The 16,907-nt window shown below is 39.1% G+C and carries 16 protein-coding genes and 1 riboswitch; of the genes, 4 read left to right on the forward strand and 12 right to left on the reverse strand.

Translation table 11 applies throughout. From position 1 onward, the window contains the following. Window positions 1-266 precede the first annotated feature (266 nt). Together ACH0AK_RS03395 and ACH0AK_RS03400 are read right to left on the reverse strand one after the other, a co-directional pair. Window positions 267-467: a cold-shock protein gene (locus ACH0AK_RS03395; protein WP_005875554.1), complete on the reverse strand. Its 201-nt coding sequence runs from the start codon at window positions 465-467 to the stop codon at window positions 267-269. Window positions 468-844: 377 nt separating this feature from the next. Continuing rightward, on the reverse strand, window positions 845-1,951 hold the full coding sequence (locus tag ACH0AK_RS03400) for a baeRF6 domain-containing protein (protein WP_023519992.1): 1,107 nt from the start codon (window positions 1,949-1,951) through the stop codon (window positions 845-847). Window positions 1,952-2,427: 476 nt separating this feature from the next. Here ACH0AK_RS03400 and ACH0AK_RS03405 point away from each other — a divergent pair, with 476 nt between their 5' ends. Both ACH0AK_RS03405 and ACH0AK_RS03410 read left to right on the forward strand, forming a co-directional pair. After that, window positions 2,428-3,735: a serine hydrolase gene (locus tag ACH0AK_RS03405; protein WP_062804932.1), complete on the forward strand. Its 1,308-nt coding sequence runs from the start codon at window positions 2,428-2,430 to the stop codon at window positions 3,733-3,735. Between the two features lie 335 nt (window positions 3,736-4,070). Further along, window positions 4,071-5,273, forward strand: a complete 1,203-nt coding sequence (locus tag ACH0AK_RS03410; RefSeq protein WP_169058149.1) for a YdcF family protein — start codon at window positions 4,071-4,073, stop codon at window positions 5,271-5,273. Window positions 5,274-5,325: 52 nt separating this feature from the next. On the opposite strand, the gene ACH0AK_RS03415 is transcribed toward ACH0AK_RS03410, so the two are convergent. The 4 genes from ACH0AK_RS03415 to ACH0AK_RS03430 form a co-directional block, all read right to left on the reverse strand. Further along, window positions 5,326-6,582: a voltage-gated chloride channel family protein gene (locus tag ACH0AK_RS03415; protein WP_244062847.1), complete on the reverse strand. Its 1,257-nt coding sequence runs from the start codon at window positions 6,580-6,582 to the stop codon at window positions 5,326-5,328. Between the two features lie 51 nt (window positions 6,583-6,633). Continuing rightward, window positions 6,634-6,701, reverse strand: a riboswitch (Fluoride riboswitch). A 40-nt stretch (window positions 6,702-6,741) separates the two neighbouring features. Next, a complete protein-coding gene (locus tag ACH0AK_RS03420; RefSeq protein ID WP_010734970.1) occupies window positions 6,742-7,398 on the reverse strand; it encodes a FusB/FusC family EF-G-binding protein in 657 nt (218 codons plus the stop codon). A 282-nt stretch (window positions 7,399-7,680) separates the two neighbouring features. Beyond that, window positions 7,681-8,184: an HD domain-containing protein gene (locus ACH0AK_RS03425; protein ID WP_010734969.1), complete on the reverse strand. Its 504-nt coding sequence runs from the start codon at window positions 8,182-8,184 to the stop codon at window positions 7,681-7,683. Window positions 8,185-8,307: 123 nt separating this feature from the next. Beyond that, complete coding sequence (locus tag ACH0AK_RS03430; protein ID WP_062804929.1) at window positions 8,308-9,069, reverse strand: TrmH family RNA methyltransferase; 762 nt, start codon at window positions 9,067-9,069, stop codon at window positions 8,308-8,310. A 108-nt stretch (window positions 9,070-9,177) separates the two neighbouring features. Here ACH0AK_RS03430 and ACH0AK_RS03435 point away from each other — a divergent pair, with 108 nt between their 5' ends. Together ACH0AK_RS03435 and yidC are read left to right on the forward strand one after the other, a co-directional pair. Further along, window positions 9,178-9,453, forward strand: coding sequence for an acylphosphatase (locus ACH0AK_RS03435; RefSeq protein WP_023519998.1), 276 nt, complete (start codon window positions 9,178-9,180; stop codon window positions 9,451-9,453). Between the two features lie 219 nt (window positions 9,454-9,672). Beyond that, a complete protein-coding gene (gene yidC, locus ACH0AK_RS03440) occupies window positions 9,673-10,611 on the forward strand; it encodes a membrane protein insertase YidC (RefSeq protein ID WP_010734966.1) in 939 nt (312 codons plus the stop codon). A gap of 60 nt (window positions 10,612-10,671) precedes the next feature. Here the strand turns inward: yidC and glyS are convergent, their stop codons facing one another. The 6 genes from glyS to ybeY form a co-directional block, all read right to left on the reverse strand. Next, window positions 10,672-12,741, reverse strand: coding sequence for a glycine--tRNA ligase subunit beta (gene glyS, locus ACH0AK_RS03445; RefSeq protein ID WP_023519999.1), 2,070 nt, complete (start codon window positions 12,739-12,741; stop codon window positions 10,672-10,674). A 1-nt stretch (window position 12,742) separates the two neighbouring features. Further along, window positions 12,743-13,660, reverse strand: coding sequence for a glycine--tRNA ligase subunit alpha (gene glyQ, locus ACH0AK_RS03450; protein ID WP_010734964.1), 918 nt, complete (start codon window positions 13,658-13,660; stop codon window positions 12,743-12,745). A 375-nt stretch (window positions 13,661-14,035) separates the two neighbouring features. After that, window positions 14,036-14,839: a DNA repair protein RecO gene (gene recO / locus ACH0AK_RS03455; protein ID WP_499796731.1), complete on the reverse strand. Its 804-nt coding sequence runs from the start codon at window positions 14,837-14,839 to the stop codon at window positions 14,036-14,038. A 281-nt stretch (window positions 14,840-15,120) separates the two neighbouring features. Next, entirely contained in the window at window positions 15,121-16,020 is a 900-nt protein-coding gene (era, locus tag ACH0AK_RS03460; protein ID WP_010734962.1) for a GTPase Era, read from the reverse strand. Window positions 16,021-16,033: 13 nt separating this feature from the next. Further along, on the reverse strand, window positions 16,034-16,441 hold the full coding sequence (locus tag ACH0AK_RS03465) for a diacylglycerol kinase family protein (RefSeq protein WP_226075803.1): 408 nt from the start codon (window positions 16,439-16,441) through the stop codon (window positions 16,034-16,036). Beyond that, the gene (gene ybeY / locus ACH0AK_RS03470) at window positions 16,425-16,901 is read right to left on the reverse strand and encodes an rRNA maturation RNase YbeY (RefSeq protein WP_010734960.1); all 477 of its coding nucleotides are present in this window, start codon (window positions 16,899-16,901) and stop codon (window positions 16,425-16,427) included. The genes ACH0AK_RS03465 and ybeY overlap by 17 nt, the downstream gene beginning before the upstream one ends. Window positions 16,902-16,907: the final 6 nt, after the last annotated feature.

Here is a 16,907-nt window from a genome sequence, read left to right on the forward strand (position 1 = left end):
TCTTCCCTCTAGTCTTCTTTTGAAATTATACTACAAATCACTTGAAAATTCTTAGGAAATCAACCTAAAGCATACGTCTGTTGTTATCTTTGCTACTGAGAGAAACAGTAAGTTTACTTCTCCCCTTCCTTTTCTCGTTATCACTCATCTAACCATGTAAGGCGATGTTCTTAGGTGTAGAGAATCAAAGCATATGAAAAGAAAACACAAAAAAGCCCAGACCGCTAGGAACTAGCAGACTGAGCTTTTATTTAGTAGTGGGTTAATTAAGCTTTAACAACGTTAGTTGCTTGAGGGCCACGTTGACCTTCTTCAACATCGAAGTTTACTGTTTGGCCTTCTTCTAAAGTTTTGAATCCATCACCTTGGATAGCTGAGAAATGAACGAATACATCGTTGCCGTTTTCTGCTGTAATGAAACCGAAACCTTTTTCTGAGTTAAACCATTTCACTGTACCTGTTTCCATAATAAAAATCCTCCTTGTGTATCAAACACATATTTTGCAATTACTTGAATGGTGAATATCTGGAAGATGTTTATTTGAAACAAACTACCAAGATTACCGAACAAAAACTACATAGTTATTGTAGCACATTAATTACAGTTTAGCTAGTAAATTTTAAACTTTTTTTATTTTTTTTTCATTCTTTTGCTTATTTCTCCAAAAAAAAACGAACGTTTTTAATTTACGCTTAAAAAAAATTCACTTTTAAACTTGATGATCTTCTGATCTTTCTCCCCTGAGAAATAAGAAAAAGCCACGAAATCAAATAAATGATCTACATGGCTTTTCCTTTCTTATAAAATGAATGATCAATCGGTTCTAGGTACTGTTCCTAGAGACTAATAACGCAATATCGCGGTCAAACTCTTTTCGTCAGGCGCATCTTTTTGATCCAAGATAAAGACTTGTCCGCCATTGGTGATCACATCATCAGCTAGTTGATTCAACACTTGTCGACGGTCGTACTCTGTTTCTGGGTCTTCACCAAATCCGTCAGCCAGATTAGAGGTTGCGATAAATAAGTGAGAAATCTTTCCCTCTTTCGCTGCTGGCACGATGTCCACTAGTTGATCCAAGAATTTTTTATCTAACAATTGATTGTAGCTACTTGCTTCCTTCGCTGCCAGTTCATCCGAAAGTTTCTTCGCACCTACTTCGATATCTTTTAAAGATAATTGGGCAGGTGAAGCTGAGATCGCCACATCCGAACGGTAATAAGGGTTTTTCGCCACTTTTTTGAACATTGTTTGATTTTCAGGCAAAGCATACAAGTACACAGGCCATTTTTCAGGATTATCCAAGCTGTCTTTAAGAAATTCATCGACCGCTTGGTAATAATTGATCCAGTCAATTTCAACTTCTTCGTCTTTAGGATTCACCCCATGGAATGTTGATCCTTCACTACCATTTGACGAGTAGTTGATACCTCCACCTGTCAACTCAGATCCTAAAGCTGTCACCACATCTGTAGGTGCTCCTTCGGGTAGATCAACTTCTTTTACTTGTTTGTTGCTTACTTCGTAAAGCTTCATTGAATCACGATTCAATCCCAGTAAATAATACGAGTAGTTAAAATGTCCATTTTTAATGATCGCTAATAAATAAGGTAGGTCACTTACATAATATTGATCATCTACTGCAATGCTCAAACGATGAACAATGGTACTTTCAGGAGACAAGATCACCGCGACACTCGCAGTGGCACTGCGCCAAAATGAAGCATCTTCTAGTAGTTGATCGATTTTTTTTTGAAAATTCGACCAATCATGCTCCGCATATTTCTTTTCAAAACGTTTTTTTGCTTCTTTTGCAAAGTTCTTGAATTTGATCTGATCTTTTTCCACATCTTGATGTGCAACGTGAGTGTTTAGCATAATAGTAATAAATGGTCCTTTGACACCTTCTGAAGTCAGTTGTGACAGTAACTCTCTATCCTTTTTCGCCATAAACGTACCCCTCCTAAAAATCATTTCTTCAATACTACTAACTAAAGTCTACCACAACCATTTTTATCCATAAAACAAAATGGTCCCTAGACAAAAAATCGTTTACAATCCCATCTCTGACTAAGGATTGTTTTCTTCAACTATTCTTCAAAATTTCATCAATGATTCGTTACATTTCACAGCGAAATTATTCATACCTAACTGCTAACATAGAGAAAAGTAGAAATCGAGGTGTTTATATGCAATTATTGATGATATTTAGTTTACTATGTATGACTGCTCTATTTGTATTCACTGCCTTTCGTCTAAATGAACCCGAGGCTCAACCTGTACGAGTCAAAAAGAATCAACGCTAACTATCCTCTTGTGTTCGTTTGGTTTATCTAAAGTTTTTTTCAGAAAGATTGAAACTACGCACACTCTCTGATAAAATTTTAATTTGTAGCAAATCAAATTAGAAAACAAGGAGATTGGACATGGGCACTAAGAAAAAACATTTCGCTTTACTGTTGGCAACGCTTCTTTTAACGTTAGGATCATTCTTGCCAACTTTATCCGTACAGGCCGATGAAGCATTTTCTGTGAATTCCCAAGCAGCATTTGCTGTGGACGCAACAAGCGGAAAAATTTTATACGACCAAGACGGAGAAAAAACAATGGGGATCGCGTCAATCTCAAAAATCATCGGGTTGTACATCGTACTTGACCAAGTCAAAGAAGGAAAATTATCCTGGGATGATGAAGTGGCAATCTCCGATTATGCTGAAACATTAAGCATTGCACCTAATTTATCGAATGTTCCCTTACATAAGGAGAATACCTATACTGTAAAAGAACTTTTTGACTCTGCCTTTATCCAATCAGCCAACGCATCAATGGTCGCTTTAGCTGAAAAGATCTCTGGTAGTGAAACAGCATTTCTGACTGTCATGAATGACCAGTTAAAAGAATGGGGCATTGAAAATGCAACGATCGTCAATGTTTCTGGGTTGAACAATGTTTACCTCGGCGCAAATCGTCCAGAAGGTACTGGCGAAGCAGATGAAAATCAAATGTCCGCAAAAGACGTAGCGATCATCGCACGTCACCTGTTACTCGATTTTCCTGAGGTACTAGAAGTGACGAGTACTGCAACAAAAATGTTTGGTGAAAACACACAATCGCCGGTTGAAATGGTCAATTGGAATTGGATGCTTCCAGGTTTTATCAACTTCAAAGAAGGCGTTGATGGACTAAAAACTGGAACAACTGATTTTGCTGGTGCTTGTTTTGTCGGTACCATCGAACGAGACGGCAAACGCATCATTACAGTCATATTGAATGCGGAAGGTCATGAGCAAAACCCAAGCGTTCGGTTCACCGAAACGGCTCGCTTGATGGACTATTGCTATGATAACTGGTCAGTCAAAGAAATCGGTAAAGCAAACGCAAGCATTCCTTCACTCAAATCGATCGATGTGAAAAACGGAAAAGAAACTTCTGTCAATGTCGTACTAAAAAGCCCAGTCAGTGTCTGGGTCAGAAATGATATGGATACGGGTCAATTGACGATCACACCTAAGATCGATGAGACAAAAGTAAAGGATAATGAACTTGAAGCACCGATCGTTAGAGGCACAAAGGTTGGCACAGCCACTATCACTTTAGCTGATGATCAATTAGGGTACTTAGAAGATGGTGCCTCTCCAAGCACAGACATCATCACTGCTAGTTCGGTTGAAAAAGCGAATATCTTTGTGATCGGCTGGCGCAATGTCACTAATTTTTTCAGTAATCTATTCTAAATAAACATTCCAAATAGTTACATCCACTCCTTACCCAAACAGTAAATGCTGGCTCTTCTTCACGAATCGACGAGACGCTATCAACCTTTACTGTTTGGGTATTTTTCTGCTTCTTACAGAAAATAAATGTATTTTCTATTTTTTCTTTTTTTATAACAGCATTTTTACAAATTTTTCGTTATACTGTATATGGTAGATTGTTACTTGTAGGGTTGGTCTATGAGGGGCGAGTAACACTATCAGTTCGTGTTGAATAATCATCACTAGTCTGCTAATCAGCTGTTTCCTTTTCATTCGCAGTGATGACTCCACGTTTAGAAAAAGGAGTTGGTATTATGAATTTAACAAGAGATTTGATTTTTTCGATTCTCTATATCGTAGGGATGGTTGGGATCATCACCTGGCGCAGGAAACAAAAAGATCCCGCGTTATTCTTTTATTGTGGTACTTGGACATTCACATTGATGCTTACGTACTTCGTTGTATTAGAGATTTTTTATGCGAGTTTTTATTTCTTGATCCCTCTCGCTTTTTTCAGTATCTTTGCTTTTTTTTACTTTACCGAAAAAAGGCGACTACTGAATGGTTTGATCTTCAATTTATTTTTGATTAGTTTCGGCGCTTATTTATTACTCTTACTTTTTGAGACGCAGAATATCTTTATTGGTGGGATTTTTGCTTTGATTGCAGTACCAGCTTTATTGATTTTACTATTTGGCATATATATTTTGGTCGTCTTTCTCATTTGGAATGGCATCATCGTCTTAAAAAGAGAATCACGTTCACTAGCTAATCTTTTGACTTTACTGCTAGGGATTGCCTTAACGCTATATTTAATTGCCACTGTATTTTTAATCAACTACTTACCAGCGTGGATCAATGTTCTTCTTTCTGGTATAGCAGTCATCTTGATTTATCTGTTTATTGTCTTCTATAATTTTATGACTGTCTCTTTCTTATATCAGTTCAACCGACCACGTTACAACCAGAATTATATTATCGTGTTAGGCGCAGGCCTGATCAACGGGGAACGTGTTTCTCCCCTCCTAGCCAAACGGATCGACAAAGCAATTGCTTTTTATTGGGCCCAGAGTCATGCTACGCTCAATCCACCGATTCTTTTGATGTCTGGTGGTCAAGGTGCAGATGAAAAGTTACCAGAAGCAATTGCCATGAAAAACTATGCCTTAGAAAAAGGGATTCCGGAGCGGGACATTTTAGTTGAAACAAATTCAACAACCACTTTAGAAAATATGCGTTTCTCCAAAGAATTAATGGATCGTGAATCTGGCGGTGGCGCTTATCGTGCGATTTTCAGTTCAAATAATTACCACATTTTCCGTGCAGGACTCTTTGCGAAGCAAGCACAGTTAAAAGCCAATGGCATTGGTGCAAAAACAGCCTTTTATTATTTGCCAAATGCTTTTCTTAGAGAATATATCGCGATCTTGATGTTGCATAAAAAACGTCACATGATCGTATGTGGTATCATCCTTGGCCTGACTGCATTGTTAGCTTTGATCACACTTATTGCCTAAAAAAAAAGAAGTTGCGTTTCATGCAACTTCTTTTTTTCTTTCAATCAGTAAACTATTCTCTCTGATCATTATTCATTGGTAAAAATAAAATCCCTTTTTTGATCATTACTTTTTGTGCGGAATAGATTCCGTTATTTCCCGAACACATGAAACTGATCAAACAAATCATAAAAAAGAAACTAGCTGCTTCTCCTCCAAATAATTCGATGCCCATGACAAAACAAGCAATGGGTGTATTCGTCGCTCCAGAAAACACACCGATAAATCCTAATGCAGCTAGAAAAGGAATCGAAACATGCAGGATGGGCGCTAAAGTTGCCCCTAGAGTTGCGCCAATCTCAAACAAAGGGGTCACTTCCCCACCTTGATAGCCAGCGCCTAAAGAAAGGACAGTAAATCCTAACTTACCGATAAAATCATAGGCATGTGCTTTTCCGGCAAACGCATCTTGCAATAAAGGCAAGCTAAGTCCCAAGTAGCGTTGTGTTTGTAAAATCATTGCCACAACTACGACAATTCCTCCACCTATAAAATTTCTAGTGATTGGATGTTTGAACCATTTCAGATACCACTTTTTCAAAAAGACGATTGAACGACTAAAAACCCATCCAATAATCCCAAAAGCGATACCCGCCACCATCAGTTTGCCAAAGAGTGCAGGACTCCACCCTGGAATTTCTCCCATCTTATAATGGATATGTGTGACACCAATGCTTTCGGTTACGAAGTTAGCAAATAAAGCAGCAAAAAAACTGGGAAAGATCGCTTCTGTACGCATCTTTCCGATTGCTAGTACTTCAAGTCCAAACAATGTGCCTGCTAAAGGTGTCCCAAACACTGAACTAAATCCTGCACTAATCCCACTGATGACCAGCACCTCTCGCTCGATAGGACTCAATTTTAATCCCCTTGCTAGATTTTCAGCTAAAGCGCCACCCATTTGGACTGCTGTTCCTTCTCGACCGACAGAACCGCCAAAAAGATGCGTCGTGATCGTACCGAAAAGCGTTAAAGGAATCAATCGGAGCGGGATTTTTTCTTCCCCACCATTCCCTTGATCAATGACCAGATTATTCCCACGACTAGCATTCCCACCGTATCGTTGATAAAGAAACGCAAATAATGCCCCACTGACAGGTAATAGATACAATAACCAAGTATGTGCTTCTCGTAAATCCGTCACCACAGTTAAGCTATTTAGAAAAAAAGCGGAAAGTCCTCCCATTAGTACGCCTAAACAAGCAGTGATCACTAACCATTTCACCATATATGTCCCTATTTTGAATGGACTAAGTAACCGTTGATCCATTTTTCTATTCCTCCCCACAAAAAAAGCCTACTAAAAAAACGGATTCTCCGATTTTTAGTAGGCGTCATTAGTCATCTATCGATCGACATTTAAAGGCGAACACCATCACCTATTCATTTACAGAAAGTTTATCATACATTCTCAAGAAAAACAATGGCGCTATTTTTCTTTCTTCACGATGTCTGTAAATTCATAAAATGGTGCCAGCTTTACTAGTTGCTGATTGCACTGATCACTATCATGACAAATGTAATTTCCTTTTTTAGTATACGTGCCATCTGATCCTGATTTTGTCGTGGAAAGAAACATCGAAACACTCGAAGTCTTATGGCAAATCGCGCATACTCCTTTGATGATCGTCGGAGAAAGTGTGCCATGGACACCTTGTAGCCGCTCATCTGCATAATAAAGCAGATATTTCTTCTGTGTTCCTGGATCATTCCAGCCCACATAAGTATGCTCTTTAAGATCCAATGTTTGCCAATCTGGGTGTTTCAACTTTTTTACTTTTCGGAATATTTTTTCCACTTGGATTTTTGATGGTTGCTTGAATGGCGCAACATGTTCTTTTAAACGTTCGAGCAATTCTGTCGCTTTTTCTTTTTTCAAGTTTGTATCCATAACTTGCTTCACAAATGGTTCAACTAAGGCGATTACTTGTGGATCATTTTCTACTACCTCATTGATTCGTTCTGTGGCTAATGCTTGAACGGTTGCGACAGTTTTTTTATCATTCACTGAATGATAGACATTTAACAGTTGCTCGATTTCTCGTTTGATAAAGAAATATTGATACGTTTTGATTGTTGTTTCCATGATTTTTTGAGTCCTTTCTTCTTTCAAAAGTAGCTACTTTGAAGAAAAAAGAGTCCTTCAACAAAGTTAGCCTAATAACTGAAGTCCTTGAACTCTGCTAAATAAGATACGTATGGCATCTTATCATCACCCCCTTTATGCTTTTTTCATCTATGTACATTCACCTAATAAAGAGTTAACCTTATAAATCTTATTTCGTCAACTACTTTCGCAAAAAAAAAAACAGTCAAAGGTTTCCCATGATCGGGACCTTCGACTGTTTCCGTTCGGCTGGTCAAATAGTTAGATCGACTGTTCTTTTCCAAAATATCGTTGCCATTTTTGTTTCATTGTATCCGTTACTGGTTGCGCCGCTTCTTTCACTGCACAATACTTGTCAACAAATGTCACAATATAGCTTTCTTTGTATTTTGGTGGAGCGATCGTTGCTCCCCACATATGTTTCAAGATGATGTCGCGCTCTAAATCAGAAAGTTCAGTAATCTTTTCTGCATTTTTCACAGCGATCCTAGGATGCACATACGCATGTGTGCCTTCATCAAATTTTGTTGTACGCCAGTCATAATAGAATAGGTCATGTAAAAGTCCTGCACGTGCAGTAGCTCTTGCATCTCCACCCCATTTTTTTGCTAATTTGTAACTGTAATAAGAAACACTGATTGAGTGTTCCAATCTTGTCGAATGTACATGTTGGATATAATCAGCTAATTTTTGTACTGCTTCTGTTTCTAATAGATCTTCGATATAAGACATGTATTCTTCGTCTTCACGCCATTTTTCTGTCATAATTTTCGATCTGCCACCTTTTTGAATTTCATTTATCGTTGAAATTGTACATAGTATATCATTCATGTTCGGAATATTCTAGTGAGGTTGATTAAAAATCCAAAAAGCTTAATAGTTCCTTAATCAAGAAGAAAGATGGTACAACAATATGCCGGTAGCTACGCCGACATTCAATGACTCAGCATGGCCATTCATCGGGATGTAGATATTTTTATCAGTTAGCGCCAATAATTCTGATCGCACCCCTTGCCCTTCATTTCCCATAATGATCGTATAATTTTTTGTTGGTACGACGGTTGGAAGAGAAACAGCTTCTTCATTGAGTTCTGTTCCGTATATCGCAAATCCTTTTTCTTTCAATTCAGGAATGAGCGCGTCTAACTCTTGTGAGATAACTGGTAAATGGTAATTGCTTCCCTGCATGCTTCTTAAAACTTTGGTGCTATAAATATCAGCTGAGCCTTTCCCTAAGATCACACCTGCTAAACCAAACGCATCTGCTGTTCGGATCATCGTTCCGACATTTCCAGGATCTTGGACATTGTCTAAAAGCAACCAGCCTCCTGTATCTATTGACACTTGGCTAACTTCTAGCGGCATCACTGCCACGATTCCTTGTGGTGTTGGTAGATCAGAGATCACCGCCATCACCTCATCAGTGACTAAAAAGCAATCCAATGCGTGTTGTTCGACCCATGTCCCCCATTCTGACCAGCCTCGTTCTGTCAGAAAGATCTCTTTAGGTATGACTTTGGCATTCACAGCTTCTTCGATCAAGTGAAAACCTTCAAGCAGGTACTCCTGTCCTTCTTCGCGGTGCTTCTTTTTATGTAATTTTTTTATTTCTTTGATTCTAGGATTTTTTGCTGATTGAATTTTTTTCACGTTTTCCACCTCACTTTATTATAGCATGGAATCAATCGTTGGGCTTGTTAGTTTTATAAAAAATCGTTATCATAAATTTATCAAATAGAGGAAAGAGTGGTGCTTCAAATGAAAAAAGTTAAAATGAATGTGCAAGGGCGTGTCCAAGGTGTAGGTTTTCGTTATATGACAAAAATAGTAGCTGATCAATTGGGCGTGACAGGAACAGTTAAAAACGAAGAAGATGGTTCGGTGACGATCGAAGCCGCTGGTGAGGAGGAAACCATCGATCAGTTCATCAAAGAAGTCAAGCTATCCCCTAGTCCCAGTGGCCGTGTCCAATATGTCGACTTGCAAGAACATCCGATGATGGAAGAACGAAAGAAATTTGATGTGATCGGCTAAATGTTTCTTCTTGAAAGCACATATGAAGAAAGTCGTTGTTGCCGTCTACTGGAAGATAATCGTTTCAATTCTCTGTTCTTTTATGTGCGCTTCCCTGTCCTTCCCATGATCGGTTAAACTTAAGGGAATTATTTGAATTTTCTATGAAGTTCATTGAATTATTCTCATATTTTTAGTATAGTTAAGCTTGTGTAAAAATTTTAAAAGAGGAAGTATTTTATGAATAAATGGAAAAATTGGTTACTAGGTTCTGGTCTTGTAACACTCTTACTTTTCTTATCTGGTTGTGTCAGAATGGATGCTGAAGGAAACCCTGATACATCTGGAATCGTCTATCGCGTATTAGTACAACCTATGGGACAAGCGATTACATATCTCGTGCAGAATTTCAACTGGTCATACGGTTGGGCTGTTATCTTGATGACTGTGATCGTACGAATCATCATTTTACCTTTAGGAATCAGTCAATCGAAAAAGACAATGATCCAATCTGAAAAAATGCAAGCATTGAAACCTCAAGTCAGTGCCGCCCAAGAAAAACTAAAAGCGGCAACGACCCGAGAAGAACAAATGGCTGCACAAGCAGAAATGCAACAAGTGTATCGCGAAAATGGGTTAAGTATGACTGGTGGAATCGGTTGTTTACCTTTATTGATCCAAATGCCGATCTTCTCAGCGCTGTACTTTACTGCTCGCTATACAGAAGGTATCCGTGAATCGACTTTTTATGGTATCGACTTAGGAAATCCAAGTTTAGTCTTAGTTGCGATTGCCGGGATTGCTTACCTAATTCAAGGGTACATCTCAACGATCGGTATTCCTGAAGAACAGAAAAAAACGATGCGCACCATGTTGATCGTTTCACCTGCGATGATCGTCTTCATGTCGATCAGTGCTCCTGCAGGAGTGACCCTTTACTGGGTAGTCGGTGGTATCTTTAGTTGTCTACAAACATTTATCACCAATGTGATCATGAAGCCACGCTTAAAAGCTCAAGTCGCAGAAGAATTGAAACAAAATCCACCGAAACAAGTCGTGACACCTCGAAAAGATGTGACACCTGAAGAAGCGACGAAACCAACGAAAAAAATCAATACACAAGCAACCAAGAAAAATGCTAACGGTCGAAATGCCGGTAAACAGCAACGTAAAAAATAAAAGGTTTGGGATGTTCGCATCCCAAACCTTTTTTTGTTTCAAGCTTTTACTTGATCCGTCTTATTTTGTAATGATTTGATCCAGACTAGCAATACTTAATGCCATATCAGCAATTTGTTGCAACTGTGCTAAACGGTTGTTACGGACAGCTTCATCTTCGACCATGACCATCGTTTGATCAAAATACTGATCGATAACTGGTCTTAAGCTGACTAATTGCTCATAGTTCTCTTTAAGTGTACGTTCCGCAAACTGAGCTTTCACTTTCTCAACTGCTTCGTACAATGCTTGCTCTGCTTCATTTTCAAACAGGCTTGTATCAATCTCATTCGTTGTTCTTTCGGCTTTTTTCGCTAGGTTCATCACACGCGTCAAAGCTTCCATCGATGGTTTGAAGTTTTCATCTTGCAAACGTTCCTTCAACAGACGTGCAGCTGCAAAAACGGTTGTCAAATTACTTTCCTTCGCATTCAAGACAGCATCGATCACATCGTGGCGAATGGCTTTTGTCATCAATCGTTGGCGCAAACGACCTTTGATAAAGTCGATTACATCAGTTCCTTGAACGAAAGCTAACCCGAAACGCTCTTGATTTTCATTGATTGCAGCATTCACTTCTTGTTGTAATTGTGCCAATGGGAAAGCCCATTGTTTTGCTTCAATGATCCGAACGATACCATATGCTTGACGACGTAATGCGTAAGGGTCATTTGAACCACTTGGCACCATTCCTACAGTAAAGAAAGAGAAAATACTATCTAATTTATCGGCAATGGCTAAGACTGCACCAATCGTCGTTTCTGGCAATTCACCTTCACTAGCGATCGGTAAATAATGTTCACGGATCGCTGTCGCAACCGCTGGATCTTCTCCATGCAACAACGCATATTTTTCACCCATGATTCCTTGAAGTTCTGGAAATTCTCCAACCATGTTCGTCACTAGGTCAAACTTATAGATTTCGCCGGCACGTTGTAATGCAGCTAGTTCTTCCCCCGATAAACCGACAGATTTACCGATAACAGATGCAATCACTTGCACACGTTGCATTTTTTCATAAATACTACCGATCTTTTCATGGAAAGTCACTGATTTCAACTTATTGACATAATGCTCGATTGGGAATTTTTTGTCTTCATTGTAAAAGAATTCCGCATCTTCTAAACGCGCAGTCAGTACTTTTTGGTTCCCACGAATAACGTTATCTAGCTTCACACGATCGCCATTTCGTACAGCGATAAAATGTGGTAAGAGTTGACCTTCGGCATTTCGAACATCAAAATAACGTTGGTGTTCCTTCATGGAAGTCACGAGTACTTCTTCCGGTACAGATAGATATTTTTCTTCAAAATCACCAGCAAAGACAGTTGGATACTCCACTAGATTATTGACTTCTTCAAGTAGGTCTTCATCAAAATCGATGTGCCAATCATTTTTTGTTGATAATTGAGTCGCTTGTTCCATGATCATTGCTCTTCTCTTTTGTGGCGAAGCAACTACAAATTGTTCAGATAGCTTTTCTTCGTATTCTGCTGGATGAGCAAATGTCACATCTTCACCTAAGAAACGATGCCCACGAGAAGTACGTCCAGTTTTCACATCTAAAAATTCAAACGGGATCACTTCTTCTCCAAATAGTGCCACGATCCAATGAATCGGGCGAATATATTCAAAGTCAAAAGAAGACCAGTGCATTGTCACAGGGAATGTCATGCTTTTAATCACATCGATCAATCCTGTCAAGACTTCGATTGCTGGTTTTCCTTGAGTATATTTCGTCACATAGACATATTCCACACCTTTGATTTCTCGGAAGGTGATATCGTCTGTCGTCAATCCTTGCCCACGAACAAATCCTTGAGCTGCTTTCGACCAGTTTCCTTCAGCATCTAATGCGATTTTTTTCGCTGGTCCCTTCACTTCTTCTTCACTGTCAGCCTGACGTTCTGGTACATTTGTTACTTTGATCGCCAAACGTCTCGGAGTAGAGAATGTCTCGATTGCATCGTAAGTCAATTGATTGTCCGTTAAAAACGCTGCTGTTTTTTCTTCTAATTGTTTCATGCTTGGTGTCACAACATGCGCTGGCATTTCTTCCAAGCCAATTTCTAATAATAAGTCCTTTGCCATCTTATTCACCTTCCTTAACAGTCGTTGGATTTTCTGATTGATTATTTAGCAATGGGAATCCAAGTTTTTCACGTTCTGCAACAAAGATTTTCGCCACAGATTTCGCCATGTTACGAATGCGAGCCAAGTAACCAGCACGTTCAGTCACAGATACTGCACCACGAGCATCTAATAGATTGAAGGTGTGACTACATTTTAAAATGTAATCATATGCTGGATGGACCAGATTTTCTTCAATACAACGTTTCGCTTCTTTTTCAAAACGATCAAAATTACTTAATAATAATTCTTGATCACTCACTTCAAATGAATATTTTGAGTGTTCATATTCAGGCTGTTTGAAGATCTCACCATATTTGACACCTGCTGACCATTCAAGATCATACACACTTTCCACTTCTTGGATATAAGAAGCTAAGCGCTCTAACCCATAAGTGATTTCTGAAGTGACTGGTTTACATGGCAAACCGCCGACTTGTTGGAAGTACGTAAATTGCGTGATTTCCATGCCATCTAACCAGACTTCCCAACCAACACCGGCACAACCCATCGAAGGGTTCTCCCAGTTGTCCTCAACAAAGCGGATATCATGTTCTAACGGATCGATCCCTAACAAACGCAAGCTTTCCAAGTAAAGTTCTTGGATATTTTCTGGTGATGGCTTCATCACCACTTGGAATTGATGGTGTTGATATAACCGGTTAGGATTCTCACCATAACGACCATCAGCTGGTCGACGTGATGGCTCAACGTAAGCGGCATTCCAAGGTTCTGGACCGATTGCTCGTAAAAACGTGTAAGGGCTCATTGTACCTGCCCCTTTTTCTGTATCGTATGCTTGCATCAGCATACAACCGTTCGATGACCAAAATTTTTGTAATGTCAAAATCATTTCTTGAACTGTTTGCTTCTTACTCATATAATTACCCCTTTCATCTTAACCAAGAATCAAAAATAGTAACAAAAAAAGTCCCTATGTTTGCGTAAACAAACATAGGGACGAATATCTTCGCGGTTCCACCCTACTTCCGAGCGACTCGGCAGCTTCGTTGATCGTACTCACAAGTGCCTCTTCAAAAACCGTTAGCATTCGGCTCACACTCTCCCGAACTCGCTTGTGCCACTTGATTTTCTACTGATCTTGATCATCGTACGTATGTGATTATTGAATATCCTTTATAAATGACATTCGTCTATTGAAAAAACAATAGTTACTATCTAGGCTTTATAATAGACGTTAACCAAGTACTTTGTCAAATATTTTTGAAAAAAATCCATTGTTTCAAACATTTTTTCATTCTTCTGCAGGATTTTCCTTCGTTGTCTCATTGGTCGGTTTCATGATATGTTCCCAACTTTTCATTTGATCAATAAACTTTTTACTTTTCAAATGGATGCCTACGTATTCTTCATATAACAGATCAATCAATTGGCGAATCTTTTGTTTGGTTTCTTCTTTGAGGTCGATCCCGCTGATGCGATCATACGAGATTGCTGAGAAGAGCCGTACGAAGTGAACTGCACGTGGGTCCGCGTGATACCGATAATGATCTAACTCCCAGTGATTTTCACATAAGACGCCACCATATTTGGATGAATAATCAAATTTTCCTTGCGTCTTTCCACACACTGCACAGTGGGTCCAAACTGGCGAGATCCCGAAACGTTGCAATAATTGAATCTCAAAAATATTCGTAATGATCTCTGGGTCATCTCCTTGATCCATGCGTTGCAATGCTTGGTGTGTGAATTGAAATAGATTCGGATCATATTGCCGATCCTCGATCGCCGCATCCACTAAGTTCAACAAATAAGTCCCGTAACCGCTAAGAAAAATATCTTCTTGTATCTTACGAAACGAGTGGACATCTTTTACACTGTTAACAAAGGACAAGCCTTCATTATGAAAATGACCAATATAAATTGCTTCCGTAAAAGGCAACAATGCGGGTGCAATCGGTTGATTTTGACGATGGATCCCCTTGACATAAAACATCATTTTTCCTGCCGATTCTGTAAATATCTTGACTAATTTATCTTTTTCCTTGTAGTTGCGACTAGAAAGGATGATTCCTTTTGATTCTGCAAGCTGACTCATCGTCACCCCTCCTCTGACTTTAACGTAAATTGCTTTTTTAAATTGAAAAGAAGGAAAAAGTCATGCGAGCATCCGTGAAGTCGAGACAAAAGTAACTATTACTTTTATTCCAGACTCTTAATTGCTTCCATGACTTAGTTGTCCTCTAACTTCTGTAACTGGATAACCGGTGCTCAAGAGCAACTCTTCAATAGTAAGGCGAAACGTGAAAAAATATGGAAAGCTATTTTCCCACGTTTCGCCTTACTATTCGGAGCTGACCGGCTTTCTCACAACCTTGTTTAATACTCGTCTTGACGATATCCAAAGTCTTGTAAATAGACTCGTTTGTCTCGCCAATCTTTTTGGACTTTTACCCAAAGTTCTAGAAAGACTTTGTCCCCTAGCAGATTCTCAATATCTCTTCGTGCTTTTGTTCCGATGTCTTTCAGCATCTTACCGCCTTTACCGATTATGATTCCTTTTTGACTATCCCGCTCGACAATGATCGTAGCTTGGATATGGATTTTATTATTCTCATTACGTTTCATCGTATCGATGACTACTGCGACTGAATGGGGTACTTCATCTCGTGTCAAAAACAAGACTTTTTCCCGAATCAATTCAGAAACGATAAAATACTCCGGATGGTCAGTGACTTGATCGTCTGGGAAATATTGCGGGCCTTCAGGCATTTCGTCCACTAAGACCTCCATCAAACGTTCGACATTGTTTCCTTCTGTCGCAGAGATCGGAACAACTTGGGCAAACTCCATTTGTGAGGAATAATCTTCAATGATCCCTAATAACTCATCTGGATGGACTTTGTCGATCTTATTGATCACTAAATATACCGGTGATTGGACATTTTTCAAGCGTTCGATGATGAAATCGTCGCCTTTTCCTCTTTTTTGATCGGCGCTGATCATGAACAATACCGCATCAACTTCACGTAAAGCACTATAAGCTGTTTCTACCATAAAATCGCCTAAGCGATGTTTGGGTTTATGGATTCCAGGTGTATCAATAAAGATCAATTGTGCTTCAGGAGTCGTATACACTCCTTGGATCTTATTTCTTGTCGTTTGCGCTTTATCACTCATGATCGCGATTTTTTGACCAACGATCCGATTGAGCAACGTCGATTTACCAACATTTGGTCGTCCGACGATTGCTACAAATCCAGATTTATGTTCTGACATAATTACTCTCCTTTTAATTAAAAAACAGTTGATAGATTTTTGGACCAAATAAGATGATCCCCACGATTACAGCGAAGCAAGCAGTCAATAACACTGCCCCAGCTGCCATATCTTTGATTTTTTTCCCAATGGGATGAAAATGGAAGTCTGTGAACATATCCACTACATTCTCAAACACAGTGTTCATGATTTCGACGATCCATACGAGAAAGACTGAAAGGAGCAACCATAGCCACTCCATTCGATCCAATTGAAAGATGAACCCCATGATCAGAGCAATGATCCCAAGAGCCACATGTTTCTTCATATTTCTTTCTTCATCAAAAACGGTTTTGACTCCTTGTAAAGCAAACTCCACTGACATCAAAAAATGTTTGTTTTTATCTACTTTTTGTTCTTCTTTTTTATCTTTTAAGTCCATAAGCATCTAAAATCTCTTTCTGTAAGCCAAACATTTCCGCTTCATCTTCAGGTGTCATATGGTCGTAGCCGTTGATGTGTAAAAATCCATGGACGGCTAAGAAGCCTAGTTCGCGATCATAGGAGTGACCATATTCTTCAGCTTGTTCTTTTGCCCGATCGATTGAGATCATGATATCTCCCAATACACGAGGCATTGGCTCATCGTCCTCTTCAAAAATCACTGGGATCTCGTCTTCACCTTCATCTTCTAACGCAAAACTGATCACATCTGTTGGTGCGTCTTTGCCACGGTACGTACGATTGATTTCTTGGATAGACGGATTATCCATGAAGGTCACCGACATTTCCGTCTCATCTGATAAAGAAAGTTTTTTTGCCGCAAATTGAAGCAATTCTTCAATTTCTTTGATTTTCGTTTCAGATACAGTGTTTGTTTCATCGATAAATGTAATATCCATTAGTCA

This window comes from Enterococcus pernyi (assembly GCF_045371165.1).
Lineage (GTDB): Bacteria > Bacillota > Bacilli > Lactobacillales > Enterococcaceae > Enterococcus_B > Enterococcus_B pernyi.